This window comes from Streptomyces argenteolus (assembly GCF_042902585.1).
Taxonomy (GTDB): domain Bacteria; phylum Actinomycetota; class Actinomycetes; order Streptomycetales; family Streptomycetaceae; genus Streptomyces; species Streptomyces argenteolus.
On record NZ_JBIBEG010000013.1, the window covers coordinates 1 to 23680 of the forward strand.

15 protein-coding genes and 1 pseudogene are annotated in these 23680 nt (G+C 69.1%); 11 read left to right on the forward strand and 5 right to left on the reverse strand.

Annotated features, from left to right (window positions below; translation table 11 throughout):
- Positions 1 to 374: 374 nt before the first annotated feature.
- Together yicI and ACFY8O_RS31560 are read left to right on the forward strand one after the other, a co-directional pair.
- On the forward strand, positions 375 to 2612 hold the full coding sequence (gene yicI / locus ACFY8O_RS31555; protein WP_387908495.1) for an alpha-xylosidase: 2238 nt from the start codon (positions 375 to 377) through the stop codon (positions 2610 to 2612).
- 187 nt (positions 2613 to 2799) lie between these two features.
- Positions 2800 to 3423, forward strand: a complete 624-nt coding sequence (locus tag ACFY8O_RS31560; RefSeq protein ID WP_145812085.1) for a histidine phosphatase family protein — start codon at positions 2800 to 2802, stop codon at positions 3421 to 3423.
- 206 nt (positions 3424 to 3629) lie between these two features.
- Here ACFY8O_RS31560 and ACFY8O_RS31565 read toward each other — a convergent pair.
- From ACFY8O_RS31565 to ACFY8O_RS31585, 5 genes and pseudogenes are all read right to left on the reverse strand, one after another.
- Positions 3630 to 3779, reverse strand: a pseudogene (locus ACFY8O_RS31565) (chitin-binding protein); the annotation flags it as partial.
- Positions 3780 to 4028: 249 nt separating this feature from the next.
- Entirely contained in the window at positions 4029 to 4679 is a 651-nt protein-coding gene (locus ACFY8O_RS31570) for a class F sortase (protein ID WP_449341837.1), read from the reverse strand.
- A gap of 52 nt (positions 4680 to 4731) precedes the next feature.
- Entirely contained in the window at positions 4732 to 5418 is a 687-nt protein-coding gene (locus tag ACFY8O_RS31575) for a hypothetical protein (protein WP_387908500.1), read from the reverse strand.
- A gap of 229 nt (positions 5419 to 5647) precedes the next feature.
- Positions 5648 to 7132, reverse strand: a complete 1485-nt coding sequence (locus ACFY8O_RS31580; protein ID WP_387908502.1) for a hypothetical protein — start codon at positions 7130 to 7132, stop codon at positions 5648 to 5650.
- 77 nt (positions 7133 to 7209) lie between these two features.
- Positions 7210 to 11058 carry a GH92 family glycosyl hydrolase gene (locus ACFY8O_RS31585; protein ID WP_387908504.1) on the reverse strand — a complete coding sequence of 1283 codons (3849 nt, stop codon included), beginning with the start codon at positions 11056 to 11058 and terminating at the stop codon, positions 7210 to 7212.
- A 493-nt stretch (positions 11059 to 11551) separates the two neighbouring features.
- Between ACFY8O_RS31585 and ngcE the strand changes: the two genes are divergently transcribed.
- The 9 genes from ngcE to ACFY8O_RS31630 all read left to right on the forward strand — a co-directional run bounded on the left by ngcE (position 11552) and on the right by ACFY8O_RS31630 (position 23679).
- Positions 11552 to 13000 (forward strand): N-acetylglucosamine/diacetylchitobiose ABC transporter substrate-binding protein, encoded by a 1449-nt coding sequence (ngcE, locus tag ACFY8O_RS31590; RefSeq protein WP_145812080.1) that lies wholly within the window; start codon positions 11552 to 11554, stop codon positions 12998 to 13000.
- A 50-nt stretch (positions 13001 to 13050) separates the two neighbouring features.
- Positions 13051 to 13974 carry a carbohydrate ABC transporter permease gene (locus ACFY8O_RS31595; protein WP_387908506.1) on the forward strand — a complete coding sequence of 308 codons (924 nt, stop codon included), beginning with the start codon at positions 13051 to 13053 and terminating at the stop codon, positions 13972 to 13974.
- Positions 13975 to 14071: 97 nt separating this feature from the next.
- Positions 14072 to 14989 carry a carbohydrate ABC transporter permease gene (locus ACFY8O_RS31600; RefSeq protein WP_387908508.1) on the forward strand — a complete coding sequence of 306 codons (918 nt, stop codon included), beginning with the start codon at positions 14072 to 14074 and terminating at the stop codon, positions 14987 to 14989.
- A 267-nt stretch (positions 14990 to 15256) separates the two neighbouring features.
- Positions 15257 to 16456: an ROK family transcriptional regulator gene (locus ACFY8O_RS31605; RefSeq protein ID WP_145812074.1), complete on the forward strand. Its 1200-nt coding sequence runs from the start codon at positions 15257 to 15259 to the stop codon at positions 16454 to 16456.
- A 119-nt stretch (positions 16457 to 16575) separates the two neighbouring features.
- Positions 16576 to 17685 carry a sugar ABC transporter substrate-binding protein gene (locus ACFY8O_RS31610; RefSeq protein ID WP_145812072.1) on the forward strand — a complete coding sequence of 370 codons (1110 nt, stop codon included), beginning with the start codon at positions 16576 to 16578 and terminating at the stop codon, positions 17683 to 17685.
- Between the two features lie 195 nt (positions 17686 to 17880).
- A complete protein-coding gene (locus ACFY8O_RS31615) occupies positions 17881 to 18669 on the forward strand; it encodes an ATP-binding cassette domain-containing protein (protein WP_014153351.1) in 789 nt (262 codons plus the stop codon).
- Complete coding sequence (locus tag ACFY8O_RS31620; protein ID WP_387908511.1) at positions 18666 to 19943, forward strand: sugar ABC transporter permease; 1278 nt, start codon at positions 18666 to 18668, stop codon at positions 19941 to 19943. The genes ACFY8O_RS31615 and ACFY8O_RS31620 overlap by 4 nt, the downstream gene beginning before the upstream one ends.
- A gap of 173 nt (positions 19944 to 20116) precedes the next feature.
- Positions 20117 to 22030: a 1-deoxy-D-xylulose-5-phosphate synthase gene (dxs, locus tag ACFY8O_RS31625; protein WP_145812067.1), complete on the forward strand. Its 1914-nt coding sequence runs from the start codon at positions 20117 to 20119 to the stop codon at positions 22028 to 22030.
- 164 nt (positions 22031 to 22194) lie between these two features.
- A complete protein-coding gene (locus ACFY8O_RS31630) occupies positions 22195 to 23679 on the forward strand; it encodes an amino acid permease (protein WP_387908700.1) in 1485 nt (494 codons plus the stop codon).
- The last annotated feature ends 1 nt before the right edge of the window (position 23680 follow it).

Here is a 23680-nt window from a genome sequence, read left to right on the forward strand (position 1 = left end):
GCGGGACGCGTCGCGTCACCGAACGGGTCGTTGCCACGCCAGCCCACGGTCCACAGACCGAAGGTGAACCTGTCCGCGGGAGTGGGGGTGAAGCGGTTCGACATGGGGCTGCCTCTTGTCGACATGGGCCGGGCCGGCTGCGCTGCCGTCCGACCGATTTGTTGGCTGACAGTACTAATACGTCATCCTGGCGTTTCTTTCTAGAGCATCCCTGTGACATCCCCGTCACATAGGGGCATCGCGACCCTTCCGAAGGGCTCGTGACCGCCCTGGCGGGGCCGCCTCCGGGGCGTCCTGCGGCATCGTCGAAGCGCTTCGAAAAATTATTTGTTTTGTGTACGATCAAAATCAGGAACCCACAGGAACGGACCCCCATGAAGTTCACCGACGGCTTCTGGCAGATGCGCAAGGGTGTGCACGCCTCGTACGCCACCGAAGTCCGCGACGTCCGCCTCGACGACGACCGCCTCACCGCCTACGCCGCCGTGAAGCGCGTCGAGCGCCGCGGCGACACGCTGAACGCCCCGCTGATCACCGTGGACGCCTACGCCCCGGCCGAAGGCGTCATCGCGGTGCGCCTCACACACCACGCGGGCAAGCGCCGTAAGGGCCCCGACTTCGGCATGCCGGGAGCCGCCGCGCGGTCCGCCGCCACCACCCGCACCGAGGGCGCCACCGCCGAGCTGACCAGCGGCCCGCTCACCCTGCGGCTTCCCACCGAGGGCGCCTTCGGTCTGGAGTTCCTCGACGGTGACGGTCAGGTCCTGACTTCCGCGGGGCGCAAGGGCAGTGCCTTCGCCACCGTCGAGGACGGCGGTCACCACATGTTCGCCCAGCTCGCCCTCGGCGTGGGCGAGACCGTCCACGGCCTCGGCGAGCGCTTCACGCCGTACGTGAAGAACGGCCAGGTCGTCGACATGTGGCAGGCCGACGGCGGCACCAGCAGCGAACAGGCCTACAAGAACATCCCGTTCTACCTCTCCTCGCGCGGCTACGGCGTCTTCGTCAACCACCCGGGCAAGGTCTCCTTCGAGGTGGGCTCCGAGGCCGTCGGCCAGGTGCAGTTCAGCGTCGAGGACCAGACGCTCGAGTACTTCGTCGTGGCGGGCCCCACGCCCAAGGACGTCCTGTCCCGGTACGCCTCCCTCACCGGTCTCCCGGCCCTCCCGCCCGCCTGGTCGTTCGGCCTCTGGCTGACCACGTCGTTCACCACCTCCTACGACGAGGCGACGGTCAACTCCTTCGTCGACGGCATGGCCGAGCGGGGCATCCCGCTCAGCGTCTTCCACTTCGACTGCTTCTGGATGCGCGAGTACCAGTGGTGCGACTTCGAGTGGGACCCGGCGGTCTTCCCCGACCCCGAGGGCATGATCGCCCGGCTCAAGGCCAAGGGCCTGAGGATCTGCGTCTGGATCAACCCGTACATCGGGCAGAAGAGCGCGCTGTACGAGGAGGGCGTGGAGAAGGGGTACTTCGTCCTGACCCCGGACGGCGACGTCTGGCAGTGGGACAAGTGGCAGGCCGGCATGGCGCTGGTCGACTTCACCAACTCCGAGGCCACCGCCTGGTTCCAGAGCAAGCTGAAGGTGCTCCTGGACCAGGGCGTCGACGGCTTCAAGACCGACTTCGGCGAGCGCATCCCGACGGACGTGGTCTGGCACGACGGCTCCGACCCGGAGCGGATGCACAACTACTACACGCACCTCTACAACAAGGCCGTCTTCGAGCTCCTGGAGAAGGAGCGCGGCGCGGGCGAGGCCGTCCTCTTCGCCCGCTCGGCCACGGCCGGCGGCCAGCAGTACCCGGTCCACTGGGGCGGCGACTGCTGGTCCTCCTTCGAGGCCATGGCGGAGTCCCTGCGCGGTGGGCTGTCGCTGAGCCTGTCGGGCTTCGGCTTCTGGAGCCATGACATCGGCGGCTTCGAGGGGACCCCCGACCCGGCCGTCTTCAAGCGCTGGCTGGCCTTCGGCCTGCTCTCCTCGCACAGCCGGCTGCACGGCTCGTCGTCGTACCGCGTGCCGTGGGAGTTCGGCGACGAAGCGGTCGACGTGGCCCGGCAGTTCACCCGCCTCAAGCACCGCCTCATGCCGTACCTCTACGGTGCCGCCGTCGAGGCCCACCGCACGGGCGTCCCGACGATGCGCCCGCTCCTGCTGGAGTTCCCGCAGGACCCGACCGCCCGCACGGTGGACCGCGAGTACCTGCTGGGCCCGGACGTCCTCGTCGCGCCCGTCTTCACCGAGGACGGCCGGGTCGAGTACTACGTGCCCGAGGGCACCTGGACCCACCTGCTCACGGGTGAGACGGTGACCGGACCGGCCTGGCGCCAGGAGACGCACGGCTTCGACAGCCTGCCCCTGCTGGTCCGCCAGGGCGCGGTCCTCGCGCTGGGTGCGGACGAGTCCCGTCCGGACGGCGAGTGGCTCGACGACCTCGAACTCCGCGTGTTCGCCCCGGCGGGGACCGGTGACTTCACCCGCACGGTGACCGTCCCCGACCACACGGGCGCGGTGGCGGCGACGTACGAGGTGGTCCGCGAGGGCGGCGAGGTCCGCGTCACGACGGACACCGACCGGCCGTACACCGTCACGGTCGTCGGCGAACAGGCCTGACGGCCACCCCTGCGGGCGGCCGGAGCGCGCGTACGAAGACGCTCCGGCCGCCCGTCGGCGTGTGCCGCACCGTCCTTCGGCCCGGTGGTGCCTGCGGTCGGCGCGGACACCGGAATGCGATCGTGGGCCGGCAGGTTGCCATCGGTGGCACTCACGTACGAGTACGGCACACAGAGCGGACGTTTTCATGGGCGAGTTGATCCTGATCCGGCACGGCGAGACCGAGTGGTCCCGGTCCGGGCAGCACACGAGCTGGACCGATCTGCCCCTGACCGAGCTGGGCGAGCGTCAGGCCCGCGCCCTCGTGCCGCTGCTCGCGGAACGGGAGATCGGGCTCACCCTCGTCAGCCCTTATCTCCGGGCCCGCCGCACCGCCGAGCTGGCCGGTCTGACCGCGCCCCGCGAGACGCCCGACCTGCGGGAGTGGGACTACGGGGCGTACGAGGGCGTGACCACCGTCGACATCCGCCGTACCCGCCCCGACTGGAACCTCTGGACCGACGGGGTCGCGGCCGGCCCCGACGAGCACCCGGGGGAGAGCCCGCAGGAGGTGGGTGCGCGCGCGGACAGGATCCTCGCGGAGGTCAGGGCGGCGGCGTCACGCCTCGGGGAGGCGGACATCGCGCTCGTGGCCCACTCCCACTTCCTGCGGGTGCTCACGGCGCGCTACCTGCGGCTGACCCCGGCGAGCGGGGAGTTGTTCCAGCTCGCGACGGGCGCGGTGTCCCGTCTCGGCACGGAGCACGGCAAACCGGTCGTGACGGCGCTCAACATGGCCCTGCCGCAACGGCTGTTCGACGCCATCGCCTGACAGACCGGGAGCGAACCGGCCCCGAGCGCCTCGGCGAACGGCGTCCCCCGGCGGTGACGAAGGTGAGGGCGGGGCCCTCGGGGCCCCGCCCGGGTAGGCCGCGCCTGCGTCGAGGTCACCCTCCCGGGGCTGCGAAAGCCTTCTGCGCACGGCGTGTACACGGTTTCGGGCCCGCGCCCGCCTCCGAAAGCGGGAGTGCTCCCAAGCTCGCCCGCCTCCCGGCCCCACCCGGCGCCGCAGCCGGGCATCGGCACGGTGCCGGTGTCGGTGACCTTCACCTCCGACTGATACCCGCCGCCCCAGCTCCCGGTGGTGCTGCGCGTGGCGGTGCGGGCACCCGGCGGGGGCTCGGCCGGGGTGGTGGTGGAACTGGTGAATCCACGACCTTCGGGTACGTCAGCGAGGGCGGCGCCCCGGATTCGGCTCTGACGCCCGGCTGCACGGTGGGCCGAGCCCGCGGCCCGCAGCGGCCGGTGCCGGCCTCCCCGGACGGGGCGCCGGCCGCCGACCGGGTCGCGACCGCGCCGTCACGACCGGGCGCCGGACGCGGACGGCCGGTACCTCGCCCCCGAGGTACCGGCCGGTTCCGTTCGCGGTGGTGCGGGTCAGGCAGCCTTCTTCTTCAGCGAGGTGAGGTGGGCGAAGACGACGACGTTGGCCGAGTAACCGCCCTTCTTGTCGAAGCGCCCACCGCAGGTCAGGAGCCGGAGCTCGGGACGCCCGGTGGCTCCGTACACCTTGTCGTCCGGGAACTTGTCCTTCGTGTACGTCTTCACCTCGTCCACGGTGAAGACGGCGGTCCGCCGGTCCGCCCGGGTGACCTTCACGGTGTCACCGCGGCGCAAGGCGTTGAGATTGAGGAAGATGGCCGGCCCCGTCGCCGTGTCCCGGTGCCCGACGAGCAGTGCCGTGCCCGCCTCCCCGGGGGACGGGCCCTCGCGGTACCACCCCACCAGCTTCGGCTTGCTCAGCGGCGGGGCCCCGAGCCGCCCCTTGCTGTCGAGTGCGAGACCGGTGACCGGGGCCTCGATGAAGATCGCGGGGATGGCGACCTTCAGCGGACGGGAGTGCACCAGCGGTGCGTGCGAGGCGGGCACCTTCTCGGCCGGCGCGTGCGGCGCTCTCCGGAAGGGCGGCGCCCCGCCGCCCGCGGCATCGCTGCCACGGGCGGCGGTGACCGACGAGGCGTCCTCGGGTGAGTCGGAACTCGCCCACACGACGCCGGTCACCAGCGAGAAGGTCACGCACAGGGTGATGGTGAGCCGGCATGCGCGGCTCGGTCCCCGTCGTCGCCGTCGGCCGCGTGGGTCACGCCTCGTTGCGGGCACGACGGCGCGCGGTCCGGCGGACCATGATCAGGCCGGCGATACCGGCGGCACCGGCGACCAGCGCGGCCGAGGTCCCGACGTTCGAGTCGCTCTCGGAGCTGACGCTCTCCATGTCGGGGACGCCGCCGCCACCCGCGGGGACCGCGCCGGAGGGCTTGTCGTAGATCTCGCCGGCGCCCTTCTCGCTGCTCTTGCCCGCCTGGGCGCCCGTCTCGGATCCGCCACGGCCGCCGCCGTCGGCGTTGTTGCCGCCCCGGCCGCGCTCGGAGCAGTCCACCTCGAAGCTCTTCTGCTTCGGGAGGGTTCCGACGGTCCAGGTCAGCTGGTAGGTGCCCTCCGGCAGCAGGTACTCCTGGCTGCGGCCCTGACCGTTGGCGAGGGGGAGGGTGTTCGTCAGGGTGTTCCCCGGCGGGCGCTCGGTGATCGTCCAGACGACGAGCGGGAGCTCCCCGAAGTTGTTCGCCGCGAGGACGAACTGGCACACCTCGACGCCGTTGCGGTCACCGCGCGAGTGCCAGCTGACGGAGCGGATGTCGATGTCGCCGCTCTCGCCGACGGCGAAGGCGGCGGGCGCGCCGGCCAGGGCGACCCCGGCGGCGGCCACCGCGGCGGCCACCGCGGTGCCCGTGCGGATGCTGCGGGAGCGGAGGGAAGCGGAAATACGCATGTTGGGCTCCTTCAAGCCGAGATGATTGTCGTACTGATCACCTGATCGCCTAAGAGATGCCATGGATCGCCGGAAAGGGATGTCAGGACACCGTAAAAGTGCGCAAAAGTACCCTGACTAGCCCATGACAGGCAGCGAAATCCCAGGTCGGAGCCGCACGGAAGGACGACGACACGCGGGTGGGCGCGCGCGGCGGCCCCCGTCCCCGGCCTCCGTCCGCCGGAAGGGCTCAGGAAGCGGCGGGCCCCCGCCGCCGGCGGCGCCGGTGGACGACCGCCAGGGCCACGGCCGCGGCGGCGCCCGCGGCGCCCGCGGCCCAGGCCGTGAGGGAGGCGGCCTGCCGGGGCGGGGCCGGAGACGCGTCGACCGGGATGACGGCGGTGTCGTTGCCGGGGGTGCGGTCGTACGGGTTGAAGGTCCGCACGGTCCCCCGGGCACCCGGGACCTGCCGGTCGATGCGGATCCGGAAGTCGATGGCCCTCGTCCCGTCCGCCCCCTGGGGCGCGAGGAACGCGGTGGCGCCGAGTTCGCAGAGGAAGGCCCCGCCGGGCCGCTCCGGCCGTGCGCATCCCCACGCGCTGTCGGTGTCCTCGAAGGTGTACGGGACGGAGGTGACCGTCGTGCCCTCGGGGGGCACCACCTCGAACCGGCCCTTCACCTCGTCGCCCAGCAGCCGGCCGGGACCGAGGTCGCGCACTCCGAGCCGCACACTCACCGTGTCGCCGACCCGCCCCCGGACCGTGCCGGTGACCGGCCGGTAGTCGGCCTGGACCGTCGTCTCCACCGCGACGGTGCCGTCGGCCCCGCCGAAGTCCCCGTCGGCGGTGCGGACCAGGGTGAGGGGCGCACCCCTGCCGCGCACCGTGTGGCCGGCGGGCTTCTCCGGGGCTGAGGACCAGTGGTAGACGAGCGTGCCGGACAGTTGCCTCTCGGCGGCGACGTAGGACAGCGGTGAGCCGGTGCGGTACGCGGCGCCCGGCGCGGCCTTCGTGGGGAACACGCACCACGCCGAGGTGGGCGGGGTGCCCGCGTAGGAGCAGTTGCTGTGACGGGCCTTCAGGGTGAGGCCGCCCTCCGCGGTGACACGCAGGGCGACGCCCCGCTCCGCGGTGAAGCGGGTGCGGTTGGCGAACGCCGGTGTCAGCGGCGCCGGTCGGCCCGGCTCCACCCCGTCCACCTTCAGCTCCTCGCCGGGCGCGTCCAGGGTGGGGCCGCCGACGACCATGCGGGTGGTGCCGGTGACGGGCGCGGCGTTGTCGGCGCTCGCCGTGTAGGTCACGGTGCCGCTGTCGCCCGGCTCCACGCCGTCCAACCCGAGGATCTCGAACGGCGCGTTGCTCTCCCCGTCGTGGTGCAGGGTGCCGTACGCGCAGGTGAAAACCCAGCCGCTGCCGGTGCAGTTGCCGTAGCCGCCCCCGGTCACGCGTGCGATGCCCTCGAGCCCCGAGGCGTCCACCACGACCGTGACGTTGCGGGCCGGTTCCTCGTCGCCCGGCACGACGGCGACGGGCACCTCGAAGTCCGAGGTCGAGGCCTCGGCGCCCTCGTCCGCCGGGTGGACGACCACGGTGCGCGGCACGTCCTTCAGGCTCAGCGTGGCCCCGCCGGCCGCGACCGCACCGGCCGGTGCCAGGAAGGAGGCGGCAACGGCCGCCAGGACCATGGCCGTTCGCGCCGCCCGAGCGGTGATCCGCGTCCGTGTCCGAGGGAGCATGCGGAGCACTATGCCACCGGGGGCGGCCCCCCGCTGATGCGGGTGGCCGCCCCCGGCGCCGTGACTCGATCAGGCGGTCAGGAGATCAACTCGATCTCCGCCAGAGTCGCCGCCTCCGTGCTCACCAGCCGGTACTGTGCGTACGCGCCCGGCGCCTTCACCGAGAACACCCGGGTCTGCTTGTCCCAGGCGAAGGTCTGGCCGGACCGCTTGTCGAGGTCCTTCCAGGTCTTCCCGTCCGCCGACCCCTGGAGCACCCAGCCCGTCGGAGCCTTCGCCGCGGTGGCGGAGGTCAGCGTGTACTGGACCGCCCTCGTGCCCTCGGCGGCCGGCAGGTCCACCGACTCGACCGGGGCCGAGGTGGCGGAGGTGTCGTCGTACAGCGCGCCGTCACCCTTGAGCACGTCGCCCTTCGGGGCGGGCACCTTGTCGTCCTGGGTGAGGGAGACCGGAGCCGCGTTCTTGCCGGTGCCCCACGCGGAGGGCTTGGAGCCCATGTCGAACTCCAGCACTCCGCCCTTGGCGATCAGGTCGTGCGGCAGCGAAGTGGACGTCCACTTCTTGCCGTTGACCTTCAGGCCCTGGACGTAGATGTTCGTGGCGCTGTTCTTCGGGGCCCTGACGACCAGCTCGCGGCCGTTCTCCAGGTGCACGGTGGTCTTCGTGAAGAGCGGCGAGCCGATCGCGTACTCCCCACTGCCCATGACCAGCGGGTAGAAGCCGAGCGAGGAGAAGAGGAACCAGGCCGACTGCTCGCCGTTGTCCTCGTCGCCGTGGTAGCCCTGGCCGATCTCGCTGCCGGTGTACAGCCGGCCGAGGACCTCACGCACCTTCTCCTGGGTCTTCCAGGGCTGCGAGGCCGCGTCGTACATGTACGTGGCGTGGTGTGCGACCTGGTTGCTGTGGCCGTACTGGCCCATCCGCACGTCGCGAGCCTCGGTCATCTCGTGGATCACGCCGCCGTAGGAGCCGACGAACTCGGGTCCGGCCGTCTCCGGCGTCGAGAAGTACGTGTCCAGCTTCTTCGCCAGGCCGTCACGCCCGCCGTAGAGGTTGGCCAGTCCGCGGCTGTCCTGCGGGGCGGTGAAGGCGTAACCCCAGCCGTTGGTCTCCGTGTAGTCGTAACCCCAGACGCGGGGGTCGTACTGGCCGGAGGGCAGACGCCAGTCGCCGTTCGCCTTCCTGCCCTGGAAGAAGCCGGCCTTCTCGTCGAAGAGCTTGACGTAGTTCCGCGCCCGGTTGGAGAAGTACGCGGACTCCTCCTTGTAGCGCTGCTTCTTCGTCTTCTCGTAGAGGGCCTGGCCCATCCGCGCGATGCCGTAGTCGTTGAGGTAGCCCTCCAGCGACCAGGAGAGACCCTCGTGGGTCGAGGTGTTCGCGTACCCGGTGAAGACCGAGGTCTCCATGCCCTTGCGCCCGACGCCCGAGGACGGAGGGGCCACCGTGGCGTTCTTCACCGCCGCGTCGTAGGCCGCCTCCGCGTCGAAGTCGACGCCCTTGACGTACGCGTCGGCGAAGGCCACGTCGGAGCTGGTACCGGTCATCAGGTCCGAGTAGCCGGGGGAGGACCAGCGGGAGATCCAGCCGCCGTCCTTGTACTGCTGGACGAAGCCGTCCACCATCTTCCCGGCCTGCTTCGGGCTGAGGAAGGAGTACGCGGGCCAGGTCGTGCGGTAGGTGTCCCAGAAGCCGTTGTTGACGTAGACCTCACCCTTGACGATCTTCGAGCCGGTGTGGGTCGGGGTGTCGGTCCCGGTCTGGGCCGAGAACGGGCTCGCGTAGGTGCTCCTGCCGTCGACCTGCTCGAAGCCCGAGTTCGGGTAGAGGTAGAGCCGGTACAGGCTGGAGTAGAGCGTGGTCAGCTGGTCGGCGTTCGCGCCCTCGACCTCGACCTTGCCGAGGATCTTGTCCCAGGCCTTCTGCGCCTTCCCGCGCACCTTCTCGAAGGAGTCCTTCTCCGGGATCTCCATGGCGAGGTTCTTCTTGGCCTGGTCGACGCTGATCAGCGAGGTGGCCAGCCGCAGGCCCACCGTGCGGTCCTTGCCCGCGTCGAAGCGGAAGAAGCCGGTCACGGCGTCACCGCCGCCGCCCTTCAGCTTTCCGCTGCCGGTGACAGGAGCGTCGAAGACGCCGTACACGAACAGCCGGGTCGCGCCGGTGGAGCCGCCGCTCTTCACGTCCGAGAAGCCGGTGAAGGAACCGGTCCCGGGGTCGAGGGTGAGACCGCCCCTGTTGTCCACGTTGTCGAAGACCAGGCTCGCGTCGTCACCGGGGTAGGTGAAGCGCATCCGCGCCGCGTGGTCGGTGGGCGTCATCTCGGCCTTCAGGCCGTTCTCGAATGTCACCCCGTAGTAGTGCGGGGTCGCGGTCTCGTTCTCGTGGCGGAAGGGCAGCGCACGCGCCGTGCGGGAGGCATCGGGAGTGCCGGAGGCCGCCGAGGGCATCATCTGGAACGTCTGGCGGTCGCCCATCCAGGGGCTGGGCTCATGGCTCGCGCTGAAGGCCTGCAACGTGGGCAGGTTGTTCTCGTCGTTCCCGCGCGCGTAGTCGTATATCCAGCTGGTGGAGCCGGCGTTGGTGACCGGGGTCCAGAAGTTGAAGCCGTGCGGGACCGCGGTCGCGGGGAAGGTGTTGCCGCGGGAGAAGCCGCCGCTGGAGTTGGTGCCGCGCACGGTCGAGGCGTAGTCCGAGAGGTGCGCCTTGCGCTTCTCCGGTGCCTTCGGCGCGATCGCGATGTCATCGATCCAGCCCTGGAACTTCGACGGGCCCTTGGGGGAGTCGTACGCCACCAGGATGCGGTCGACCGTCTTGCCGGCCGCCACGGTCCCGATGCGCGAGGCGACCTTGTTCCACTGGTTCACGTACAGCCGCTTGGCGTCGGCCTGGCCCTGCGGGGTCAGCAGCCCGCCGTGGCTGTCGGTCGCCTTCAGCTCACTCAGGTAGGTGCCGTCGGTGAAGGCCAGGTCCACCGCCACGTGCGTCGCGGGGTAGTCCAGATCGGTTCCGGCCATCTGCGGGTAGACCAGGTAGGACAGCTGGGTGTCCTTGGTGACCGCGGTGTCGACGTCGAAGACCTTGTTGTACGAGTAGGCCCGGCCGTCCGGCTTGTGCGTCCCCGCGTACCGCAGGGCCTTCTTGCCGGTGAACCCCGCGCCCTGCTTGGCGGTGGGGGAGCCCGAAGGGCCGCGGTCGGGCTGGGACCGCATGTCGTCCGGGGCGGGCGTGGAGGTGTCGCCGTCGGAGAACTGGACGTCGGCGAGCTGGATCGCGTCGGACGCCCCGTGGTTCTTCGTGATCTCCAGCCGGAAGTGCTGGTAGGCGGTGTCCGCCGTGAAGTCGTAGGACTTGGTCTGGAAGCGCTCCGAGAACGTCTGGCCGGTGCGGGTGTCCAGATCCGTCCAGGACTTCCCGTCGGTGGAGCCCTTCAGCGTCCAGTCCTGGGGGTCCCGCTCGTCGTGGTCGTTGGCCGAAGTCAGCGCGTACGTCACGACCTTGACGGGTGCGGCGAGGTCGAACTCGACCCAGCCGGTGGACTCGAAGGCCAGCCACTTGGTGCCGGACTCCAGATCGACCAGGTTCTCCTTGACCTCGCCACCGCCGGCGTTCTCCCCGCTCGCGCGCAGATCCGTGACCTGATCGGTGACGTTGCCCGGGATTCCGGCGGAGAAACCGCCGTCGACACCCGACGCCCGCTTCTTCCCGTCGGGACCCTCTTCGACGGTGTTGCGCCAGTCCGGCTGCTTCTCGTCGCTCTCGAAGGAGGAGCTGAACGACGTGTCACCGGACGGTCTCTGCGCGGCGCCGAACGGCTGGGCGACGGCCGTGGCGGGGGCTGCGAGCGCGAGCACAAGAGAGGCCGCGAGCACCGCTGCCGACCGGTTGTGTCTGTGGCGTGAGCCTTGCTGGGGACCACGTGGGGGCTGCATACGAGCCATTCCTCCCGGGGGCATGCTGAGGACAACGTTGTCATCGTGGGATGCGGGTTCCAGTAGGGAGGCAAGTGGCCGGATGTGTCAAGGGTGTTGCGTGTGAGGGTCCTGGTGATTCGGCCGTATTGCGGAAAGCGGTGTTTGCGTGCGAAGGCACGCAGTGCCGAAGTGTCCGTGAGGTCTCAACTCGGGAAAGACTGCCGCTCAACCATGCATTCGATCTTGCTCAGTTGGCGGCAAGTGGACTATACCTGTCGGCGTCTGCACAGCCGTTTCACAACGGCACGCGGACACGGGGGAGGGGGAACGGCTGCGGGCGCGTGAAAACGCCCGCCGTACGGGCCTCCGTCACTCCCCCACTGCATCTGGAAACCGGCAATCTGCACGACCCAAGCGCAACTGACCGCGGTGGCGGGGCCCTTCGCCTAGGCGAATTCATCACGGGTGACCGGTACACCGCCTGAGTCCTGGAGAAGGCGAGGACTTGAGCATGGGATCCACCTCCGGCCGCACGAATGAGGGCCTTGGCCGTCGCGATGTGATCAAGCGTTCTGCCGCACTCGGCCTGATCGCCGTACCGACGATGAGCTTCCTGTCGTCGTGCGCGAGCAGCGACAGCGGAAGCGACGAGAAGGTCGAAAAGGGCACCAAGAGCGCGAAGAACCCGCTCGGTGTCAATGAGACCGCAGCCCTCGAGGTCGTCATCTTCAACGGTGGCTTCGGCGAGCAGTACGCCATCGACGCCGAGAAGAAGTACAACGCGGCCTTCCCCAAGGCACCGAAGGTCAAGCACTCCGCGACCGAGAAGATCCAGTCGATCCTGCAGCCGCGCTTCAACGGTGGCACCCCGCCCGACCTGATCGACAACTCGGGCGCCGAGCAGATGGACATGGGTGTCCTGGTCGGCAAGAAGCAGCTCGCCGACCTGACGCCGCTGATGGACGCCCCGTCCTTCGACGACCCGGCGAAGAAGGTCCGCGACACGCTGCGCCCCGGTGTCCTGGAGATGGGCCAGTTCGACGGCGACCCGGTCTGGATCATGTACTACGCGTACACCGTGTACGGCGTCTGGTACTCGCAGACCAACCTCGAGAAGCTCGACGCCGCGTACCCGGAGACCTGGGACGACATGCTCGCGCTGTGCGAGAAGGCGAAGAAGAAGGGCATCGCCGGCTGGACCTACCCCGGCAAGTACCCCTACTACCTGCCGTTCTCGCTCTACCCCTTCATCGGCAAGATCGGTGGCCGTGAGGTCCTCGACAAGATCGACAACCTGGAGCCGAACGCCTGGAAGGACCCGGCCGTCAAGGCCGCGTTCGAGGCGTACTACGAGCTCTTCAAGAAGGGCTACATCCTCAAGGGCACGCCCGGACTGACCCACATCCAGTCGCAGACCGAGTGGACCAAGGGCAAGGCGCTCTTCATCCCGAACGGCTCGTGGGTGGAGAACGAGGCCGCGCCCACCACGCCCGAGGACTTCAAGATGATGGTCGGGGCGCCCTCCAGCCTGGACTCGTCGGACAAGCTGCCCTTCGGCACCCTGTGGGCGTCCGGCGGCGAGCCCTTCATCGTCCCGGCGAAGGCGAAGAACCCCGAGGGCGGCATGGAGCAGCTGCGCATCATGCTCAGCGAGGAGTCCTCCAAGAACTTCACCAAGTCGGTCAAGTCCCTCACCGCCTTCAACGGCGGCACCGAGGGCCTGACGCTGTCCACCGCGCTGCAGTCCGCCGTCGACGTCCTGGCCAAGGCCGGCGACAACGTGGTGAACCCGCGCATGCAGGACTGGTACGTGAAGCTCCAGAAGGAGCAGATCGGCATCGCCGGAATCGGCGAGATGATGGCCGGCCGCGCGACCCCGGCGGAGACCATCAAGAAGATCCAGGCCTTCGCCGACGCGGCGGCCAAGGACCAGTCCATCAAGCACTACAAGCACCAGTGAGCAACCGTCACCAGCGGCGGCACCCGCTCAGAGATCGGGGTCGGTAAACGATGCAGCACGGCAAGTACCGGTTCATCGCGGGATTCCTGGCAGTTCCGCTGGCGTTGTACGCCATCTTCGTCATCTGGCCCTTCGCCCAGTCCATCTACTACTCGTTCACGGACTGGACCGGACTGAGCCCGGACTTCCGGATGGTCGGCTTCGACAACTACAGCCGGATGCTCGACGACGACATCTTCTGGAAGTCGTTGCAGCACAGTGTGCTGCTCGCTCTGCTGCTGCCGCTGGTGACGCTGGGCCTCGCGCTCTTCTTCGCCTTCATGCTCAATGTCGGCGGCCGTCGGCGAAAGAACGCCGCGGTCGCCGGTGTGCGAGGCTCGGCCTTCTACAAAATCGCCTATTTCTTCCCGCAGGTCCTGTCGATCGTGATCGTGGCCCTGCTCTTCCAGTTCGCGTTCAACCCCACATCCGGAATGCTGAACGCGACGCTGAAGTCCGTCGGCCTCAAGGGCCTTCAGCCGGACTGGCTCGGCGATCCCGATCTGGCGCTGTACTGCGTGATGGTGGTGCTGATCTGGTCGACGGTCGGATTCTTCGTCGTCCTCTTCTCCGCCGGTATGGCGTCGATCCCGAAGGACTTCTACGAGGCCGCCCTGCTCGACGGGGCCGACCGCATCACGACGTTCTTCAAGATCACGCTGCCGCTGCTCTGGGACACGGTGCAGTCCGGCTGGGTCTACATGGGCATCCTGGCACTCGGTGTCGAGGCGTTCACCGCCGTCCAGGTCATGACGGTGGGCCCCGGAGGCCCCGACTACTCCACCACCGTCCTGCCGCTGTACGTCTACCAGACGGCCTTCCGGGACGCCCAGGCCGGATACGCGACCACGATCGGGGTGGGGCTGCTCATCGTCACCATGCTCTTCGCGGGCATCGTGATGCGGCTCGGCCGGCGCGAGCGGCTGGAGTTCTGATGCCGTACCCCGCGAGGTCCGGCGAGCGGCAGGCCGGCTCCAGGAAGAACCGTTCGGTCCCGGTGACCGGCCCGACAGTTGCACGAGGTGAACGCCGATGAAGGTCACTGAGACTCCGCCCGCCGTCCCGGCGCCCCGCTCGCCGGTGACAAAGGCGAACATCCCCCAGGAGGGGCCGGCGAAGAGCGGCGAGGGCACGGTCCTCAACGTCTTCTCGCACGGTGTGCTCATCATCTGGGCGGTGCTCGTCGTCATGCCGCTGCTCTGGGCGGTGATGTCGTCCTTCAAGACCGACGACTCGATCCTGTCGACGCCGTGGGAGCTGCCCGACAGGCTGCACTTCGAGAACTGGTCACGGGCCTGGAACCAGGCCCACATGAGCGACTACTTCTTCAACACCATCCTGGTGGTGGGCGGTTCGCTCGTCGGCACGCTGCTGCTCGGCTCCATGGCGGCGTACGTCCTGGCGCGGTTCGACTTCCCCGGGAACCGCTTCATCTACTTCCTCTTCATCGGGGGGATGAGCTTCCCGATCATCCTGGCGCTGGTCCCGCTGTTCTTCGTCATGAACAACATGGGCCTGCTGAACTCGGTGCACGGGCTGATCCTGGTCTACATCGCCTACTCCCTGCCGTTCACCGTCTTCTTCCTCACCTCGTTCTTCCGGACCCTGCCGACGTCGATCGCCGAGGCCGCGATGCTCGACGGCGCCTCGCACACCCGGACGTTCTTCCAGGTGATGCTGCCGATGGCGAAGCCCGGCCTCATCAGTGTCGGCATCTTCAACTTCCTGGGCCAGTGGAACCAGTACATGCTGCCGACGGTGCTGAACACCGATCCGGACGGCAAGGTGCTCTCCCAGGGCCTCGTCGAACTCGCCACCAGCCAGGGCTACAAGGGCGACTGGTCGGGTCTCTTCGCGGGGCTCGTCATGGCGATGCTGCCGGTGCTCGCCGCCTACGTCGTCTTCCAGCGCCAGGTCGTCGCGGGGCTCACGGCGGGGGCGCTCAAGTAGGTCCGGCACCCGCCACGCATCAGCTCTTGTCGTCATCCCGGCAACAACAGTCATCAGAATCGAACAGGCCCCCTGGGCCAGGAACCACCCCCCGGTCCTCGGCCGGGGGGTGGTTCCGTATGGCTTGAGCCGGTTTCTCCCCTGTCCGATTGTGGAGGCTCGATGCTCATCGGAGGCTGCCGCTGCTCAAGGTCTTGACGGGGGGCACCCCAAAACGCTCAGCTTAGAGTTCACATGTTAGAGAAAACGGCAGGAGTGAGAGAGTCGATGGAGACTCCGGGGTCGCAGACATCTCTGCATCGGGCCAACCTTGAGCGGGTCGTACGTGCCGTGAGGATGGCGGGGTCCCTGACCCAGGCGGAGATCGCCAGGAGCACCGGCCTCTCCGCAGCCACCGTCTCCAACATCGTGCGTGAACTCAAGGACGGCGGCACGGTCGAGGTGACCCCCACCTCGGCGGGTGGCCGCCGCGCCAGGAGCGTCTCCCTCAGTGGGGACGCGGGCATCGTCATCGGGGTGGACTTCGGGCACACCCACCTCCGGGTGGCCATCGGAAACCTGGCCCACCAGGTCCTGGCCGAGGAGTCCGAGCCGCTGGACGTGGACGCCTCCTCGGCGGAGGGCTTCGGGCGGGCGGAGCAACTGGTCAACCGCCTGATCGAGACCACGGGCATCAGTGCAGCCAAGGTGATCGGCGTGGGCCTCGGTGTGCCGGGCCCGATCGACGTCGAGTCCGGCACGCTGGGCTCCACCTCGATCCTGCCGGGCTGGACGGGCATCAATCCGAGCCAGGAGCTCGCCGGCCGCCTGGGGGTGCCGGTGTACGTGGACAACGACGCCAATCTGGGCGCCCTGGGCGAGCTCGTCTGGGGCAGTGGCCGCGGGGTCAAGGACCTCGCGTACATCAAGGTCGCCAGCGGCGTCGGAGCCGGTCTGGTGATCGACGGGCACATCTACCGCGGGCCCGGCGGCACCGCCGGGGAGATCGGCCACATCACGCTCGACGAGGCGGGCCCCGTGTGCCGCTGCGGCAACCGTGGCTGCCTGGAGACCTTCACCGCGGCCCGGTACGTCCTGCCCCTGCTCAGGCCCAGCCACGGGCCCGATCTCACGATGGAGCGCGTGGTGCAGCTGGCCCGCGAGGGCGATCCCGGCTGCCGCAGGGTCATCGGGGACGTCGGGCGGCACATCGGCAGCGGGGTGGCCAACCTCTGCAACCTGCTCAACCCGAGCCGTGTGGTGCTCGGCGGATCCCTCGCGGAAGCGGGGGAGTTGGTGCTGGGACCCATCCGGGACTCGGTCTCGCGCTACGCCATCCCCAGCGCCGCGCGGCAGCTCTCCGTGCTGCCCGGCGCGCTCGGCGGGCGGGCCGAGGTGCTGGGGGCACTGGCCCTCGTGCTCAGCGAGATGGGGGATTCAACCCTTTTGGAGAGCACCCTCCCCGCGGCGACGCCTGCCTTCACTTAGATAACGAATGGCACCGTTGTCATCTCGTTAAGTATTTACTCCTTGACGCTGACCTCGCGGCCGAGTTGACTTCCAGCCACCTCGGCCGCAACGTCGCGGCCTCGTCAGGGAGGTTCGAAATGAACACGCGTATGCGTCGTGCCGCCGTTGCCGTTGCCGCCACCACCATGGCCGTCTCGCTCGCTGCTTGCGGGAGCGCCAAGGAGTCCGGCGACAAGGCCACCACCGACTCGGGCAAGAAGGGCGACGATCTCAAGATCGGTCTGCTTCTCCCCGAGAACGTCACGGCCCGTTACGAGAAGTTCGACAAGCCGATCATCGAGAAGAAGGTCGGCGAGCTCACCGGCGGTAAGGCGGAGGTCGTCTACGCCAACGCCAAGCAGGACGCCACCCTGCAGTCGCAGCAGGTCGACACCATGATCACGAACAAGGTCGACGCGCTGATCATCGACGCCGTCGACGCCAAGGCGATCGAGAACAGCGTGAAGAAGGCCAAGGACGCGGGCATCCCCGTCGTCGCCTTCGACCGCCTCGCCGAGGGCCCGATCGACGCCTACACCTCCTTCGACAACGAAGAGGTCGGCCGCGTGCAGGGCACCGCCCTGCTGGAGGCCCTGGGTGACGCCGCCAAGCCCACCATCGTGATGATGAACGGCTCGATCACCGACCCGAACGCCGCGCTCTTCAAGAAGGGCGCCAAGTCGGTCCTCGACGGCAAGGTGACCTACGGCAAGGAGTACGACACCAAGGAGTGGAAGCCGGAGAACGCCAACGCCAACATGGAGGGCGCGATCACCGCCCTCGGCAAGGACAAGATCGCCGGCGTCTACTCCGCCAACGACGGCATGGCGGGTGGCATCATCCAGGCCCTCAAGTCCGCCGGTATCTCCAAGCTCCCGCCGGTCACCGGCCAGGACGCCGAACTCGCCGGTGTGCAGCGCATCGTCACCGGTGAGCAGTTCATGAGCGTCTACAAGCCCTACCCGCAGGAGGGCGTCGTCGCCGCGGAGATGGCCGTCGCGCTCGCCAAGGGCGAGAAGCTCGACACCATCGCCACGTCCAAGGTCGACAACGCCGGCACCAAGGGCATCGCCACCGTCCTCGTCCCGGTCGTCTCGCTGACCAAGGACAACATCAAGGACACCGTCATCAAGGACGGCATCTACACGCTCGACGAGATCTGCACGGCCAAGTACAAGGCCGCCTGCACCGCCGCGGGCCTGAAGTAGGCCCCTTCCGCCCGGCCGGCCCTCCAGGGCCCGGCCGGGCGGCCCCGAAGCCTGTCCGGTGCCCCGCCCACCAACTGTCCCGCTGCCGGGCGGGGCGCCGGACGGAACGCTCCGGCCCCCTTTTTCATGCTTCTGCTCAAACCACCGCGCCTTCCCCCAGGCGCGGTATCCCCGCCGGGTCAGGCGGCGAAGGAGATGGTTCACGTGTCCGCTACGCCCGTGTTGGCGTTGCGAGGGGTCTCCAAGCGGTTCGGTGCCGTCCAGGCGCTCACCGACGTAGAGCTTGAGGTCCACGCCGGTGAGGTGGTCGCCCTGGTGGGTGACAACGGCGCCGGTAAATCAACGCTGGTCAAGACGATCGCCGGGGTCCACCCCATCGATGACGGAGTCATCGAGTGGGACGGCCGCGCGGTCCAGATCAACAAGCCGCACGATGCCCAGAACCTGGGGATCGCGACCGTCTACCAGGACCTCGCGCTCTGCGACAACATCGACGTCGTCGGCAACCTCTACCTCGGCAGGGAGCTCCGCAAGTTCGGGATCCTCGACGAGGTCGAGATGGAGCGGCGCTCGCGCGAGCTCCTGAGCACGCTGTCGATCCGCATCCCGAGCGTCCGCATCCCGATCGCGTCGCTCTCGGGCGGTCAGCGCCAGACGGTCGCCATCGCCCGTTCGATGCTGGGCGAGCCCAAGCTCGTCATCCTCGACGAGCCCACCGCCGCCCTCGGCGTCGAGCAGACCGCCCAGGTCCTCGACCTCGTGGAGCGGCTGCGCGAGCGAGGCCACGCGGTCATCCTCATCAGCCACAACATGGCCGATGTGAAGGCCGTCGCCGACAAGGTCGCCGTGCTCCGGCTGGGCCGGAACAACGGGGTCTTCGACGTGAAGACCACCTCGCAGGAAGAGATCATCTCCGCCATCACGGGTGCCACGGAGAACGCCGTGACCCGTCGTGCGGCGCGCAACGCGGAGGCCCAGAAGTGACAACCGACAAGACGTCCACCGCAGTGGTCAACCCGGAGGCGGCCAAGGGCGCCGACACCGTGGTCGACCCCCGGCTCCTCGTGCGCGAGCAGGGCCTCGGCGGCTACATCACCGAGTTCAAGCGCAAGATGCGCGGTGGTGACCTCGGCTCGATCCCCGTGATCATCGGCCTCATCATCATCTGCGTCGTCTTCCAGAGCCTGAACTCCGAGTTCCTCTCCGCGAAGAACGTCAGCGACATCGCCGTGACGATGGTGGCCACCGGCATGATGGCCGTCGGCATCATCTTCGTGCTGCTGCTCGGCGAGATCGACCTCTCGGTCGGCTCGGTCAGCGGTGTCTCGGGTGCCGTCGTCGCCGTGCTCAGCGTCACGCACGGGATGAACGAGTGGCTCGCCGTCCTCGTCGCGATCGTCAGCGGCGCCGTCATCGGCGCCATCCACGGCTTCTTCTTCGCACGGATAGGCGCACCCGCCTTCGCCGTCACCCTCGCCGGCCTGCTGTTCTGGCTCGGCTTCATGCTCCAGCTGCTCGGTGACACGGGCACGATCAACCTGGACAGCGACGGCGTCGTCGGCAAGCTGACCACGTACTACTTCTCGGACGTCGCCGCCGCCTACGGCCTCGCCGCCGTCGCGGTGATCGGCTACTTCCTCTCCGCGTTCCTGGACACCCGCCGCCGCGAGGCCGCCGGCGTCCCGTCGCGGCCGATGGTCGACATCGTGATCCGCACCGCCGTGCTCGCGGTCTTCGGCTTCGGCGCGGCGTTCATGTTCAACCAGTACCGCGGTCTCCCGCTGGCCCTGGTGCTCTTCCTCGTCGTGCTGGTCGGTACGGACTTCGTCCTGCGCCGCACCGCCTACGGCCGGAAGATCTTCGCGCTCGGCGGCAGCGTCGAGGCGTCCCGCCGCGCGGGCATCAACGTCACCGCGATCCGCGTCTCGGTCTTCGCCATCGCCGGCACCTTCGCGGCGATCGGCGGCCTGTTCTGGGCCTCGAAGATCGCGGCGGCCAACCAGGGCTCCGGCGGCGGCGACCTCCTGATGAACGTCATCGCCGCGGCCGTCATCGGCGGCACCAGCCTCTTCGGTGGCCGGGGCCGCACCTGGAACGCGCTCCTCGGCGTCATGGTGATCGTCTCGATCCAGTACGGCCTGGCACTCGAAGGCATCGCCACGCCGATCAACTACATGATCACCGGTGCTGTTCTTCTCATCACGGTCGTCATCGACTCCATCACCCGCAAGACGCAGAAGACCGCCGGCCGCGCCTGACCGTCGTACCTGCACACACGTGCCCGGCATCCTCCGCGATGCCGGGCACGTGCGCGTCCGGCGGACCCCGGCGCGGCGGGGCTGAATGCGCCGCCCGATGACCGGGTCCGCCGGCGGAACATTAGACTCATCGGATCGACTCGCTCGACCAGCTCACACGCAAGGAGGCACGGGTGGATCTGCTGACCCGCATCAGGGGACCGCGCGACCTGGACCGGCTCGACTCCGAGCAGCTGGACCAGCTCGCCGGCGAGATCCGTACCTTCCTCGTCGAGGCGGTGTCCAAGACCGGCGGCCACCTCGGCCCGAACCTGGGCGTGGTCGAGCTGACCATCGCCCTGCACCGGGTCTTCGAGTCCCCGCAGGACAAGGTCCTCTTCGACACAGGCCACCAGAGCTACGTGCACAAGCTGCTCACCGGCCGGCAGGACTTCTCGAAGCTCAAGAGCAAGGGCGGCCTCTCCGGCTACCCGTCCCGCGCCGAGTCCGAGCACGACGTCATCGAGAACTCGCACGCCTCGACGGTGCTCGGCTGGGCCGACGGCCTCGCCAAGGCCAACGAGGTCCTGGGCAAGGAGGACCACGTCGTCGCCGTCATCGGTGACGGCGCGCTCACGGGCGGTATGGCCTGGGAGGCGCTGAACAACATCGCCGCCGCCAAGGACCGGCCCCTCGTCATCGTCGTCAACGACAACGAGCGCTCCTACGCCCCGACGATCGGCGGCCTCGCGAACCACCTCGCCACCCTGCGCACCACCGACGGGTACGAGCGGTTCCTGGCCCGTGGCAAGGACCTCCTGGAGCGCACGCCCGTCGTCGGCAAGCCGCTGTACGAGACGCTGCACGGCGCGAAGAAGGGCCTCAAGGACTTCATCGCCCCCCAGGGCATGTTCGAGGACCTCGGCCTGAAGTACGTCGGCCCCATCGACGGGCACGACATCGAGGCCCTGGAGTCGGCGCTGCAGCGGGCCAAGCGCTTCGGCGGCCCCGTCATCGTCCACTGCCTCACCGAGAAGGGCCGCGGCTACACCCCGGCGCTCCAGGACGAGGCGGACCGCTTCCACGCGGTCGGCAAGATCCACCCGGACACGGGGCTGCCCATCTCCACCTCCGGCCTCGACTGGACCTCGGTCTTCGGCGAGGAGATGGTCAAGCTCGGCCAGGAGCGCGAGGACATCGTCGCCATCACCGCGGCCATGCTCCAGCCGGTCGGCCTCGGCAAGTTCGAGGAGGCCTTCCCGGACCGCATCTACGACGTCGGGATCGCCGAGCAGCACGGCGCCGTCTCCGCGGCGGGCCTGGCCACCGGCGGGCTGCACCCCGTCTTCGCGGTCTACGCGACCTTCCTGAACCGCGCGTTCGACCAGGTCCTGATGGACGTCGCCCTGCACAGGTGCGGCGTGACCTTCGTCCTGGACCGTGCCGGTGTCACCGGCACGGACGGCGCCTCGCACAACGGCATGTGGGACATGTCGATCCTCCAGTGCGTGCCGACCCTGCGCATCGCCGCCCCGCGCGACGCCGACCAGGTCCGCGCTCAGCTGCGCGAGGCCGTCGACGTCGACGACGCCCCCACCGTCGTCCGCTTCTCCAAGGGCGCGGTCGGCCCGGCGGTCAAGGCCGTCGGTACGGCGGGCGGCATGGACATCCTGCGCACGGCGGGCACGGACACTCCGGACGTCCTTCTGGTGTCCGTCGGCGCCCTCGCGCCGATGTGTCTGGAGATCGCCGCTCTGCTGGACGCCCAGGGCATCTCCACGACGGTCGTCGACCCGCGCTGGGTCAAGCCCGTCGACGAGGCCCTCGCCCCGCTCGCCGCGGAGCACCGGGTCGTCGTCACCGTCGAGGACAACAGCCGGGCCGGCGGTGTCGGCTCCGCCATCGCCCAGGCACTGCGGGACGCGGACGTCGACGTACCGCTGCGCGACTTCGGCATCCCGCCGGTCTTCCTCGACCACGCCTCGCGGGGCGAGGTCATGGCGGAGATCGGGCTGACCGCACCGGACATCGCCCGGCAGGTCACCGGCCTGGTCGCCAAGCTCGACGGACGGTACGAGAGCCGGGCCGTGGCGCCCGTCCGCGACTGATCCACCCCGCGTGCCCACTGGGCCGGTCGCCACCCCGCGCGGGTGGTCCGACCGGCCCATTCGCGTGAAATCGGGCGGCGCGGTGGCTGCCGGGGGCGGCTGGTTACGAATCATGGCGTGCACGACGAGTGCGTGGAGGTACGCCGGTGAGCACGCAGCAGGACATGCCGCCCAGCGGAGACGGACTGTTCAGGACCAAGACGGTCGAACAGTCCATCCGTGACACAGAGGAACCGGAGCACGCGCTCAAGAAGTCCCTCTCCGCGCTGGACCTCACGGTCTTCGGAGTGGGGGTCATCATCGGCACCGGGATCTTCGTCCTCACGGGCAAGGTCGCCAAGGAGACAGCGGGCCCCGCGACGGCCCTCGCCTTCGTCGCGGCGGGCATCGTCTGCGCCCTCGCCGCGCTCTGCTACGCGGAATTCGCCTCCACCGTCCCGGTGGCCGGATCGGCGTACACCTTCTCCTACGCCTCGCTGGGTGAGCTCGTCGCCTGGATCATCGGCTGGGACCTGGTGCTGGAATTCGCCCTCGGCACCGCCGTCGTGGCCGTCGGCTGGTCCGGCTACGTCCGCTCGCTGATGGACAACGTCGGCTGGACCATGCCTGAGGTGCTCTCCGGCCCGGACGTGGCGAGCGGTTTCGGCTTCGACATCCTGGCGTTCGCCCTGGTGCTGATCCTGACGGTCATCCTGGTGCTCGGGATGAAGCTCTCCGCCCGGGTGACCACGGTCGTCGTCGCCATCAAGCTGGCCGTCGTCTTCATCGTGATCATCGCCGGGCTCTTCTTCATCAAGGCCTCCAACTACACGCCCTTCATCCCCGAGGCCGCGAAGCAGGAGGGCGGGTCAGGGCTCGACGCCCCGCTGGTCCAGCTGATCTTCGGCTACGAACCGACGAACTTCGGCGTCATGGGCATCTTCACCGCCGCGTCCGTCGTCTTCTTCGCCTTCATCGGCTTCGACGTGGTGGCCACCGCGGCCGAGGAGACCAAGCTCCCGCAGCGTGACATGCCACGCGGCATCCTCGCCTCGCTGGTCATCTGCACCCTGCTCTACGTCGCCGTCTCCCTCGTGGTCACCGGCATGCAGAACTACAGCGAACTCTCGGTCAGCGCCCCGCTCGCCGACGCGTTCAAGGCGGTCGGGCACCCCTTCTACGCGGGTGTGATCAGCTTCGGCGCGGCGGTCGGCCTCACGACGGTCTGCATGATCCTGCTGCTCGGCCAGACCCGGGTGTTCTTCGCGATGAGCCGCGACGGGCTGCTCCCGAGGTTCTTCTCGGTGACGCACCCCCGCTTCGGCACCCCGTACCGCCCGACCATCCTGCTCGGCGTGATCATCGCGATCGTGGCCGGCTTCACGAGCATCAACGAGCTCGCGACCCTGGTGAACATCGGCACGCTCTTCGCGTTCGTCGTCGTCGCCCTCGGCGTGATCGTGCTGCGGCGCACCCGCCCCGAGCTGCACCGCGCCTTCCGCACCCCGTGGGTTCCGCTGCTGCCGATCGTCTCGGTGGCCGCGTCGGTCTGGCTGATGCTGAACCTGCCGGCGGAGACATGGCTCAGGTTCGGGATCTGGATGGTACTCGGCGTGATCATCTACTTCGCGTACGGGCGGCGCAACAGCCGTATGTCGAAGGCCCGTTGAC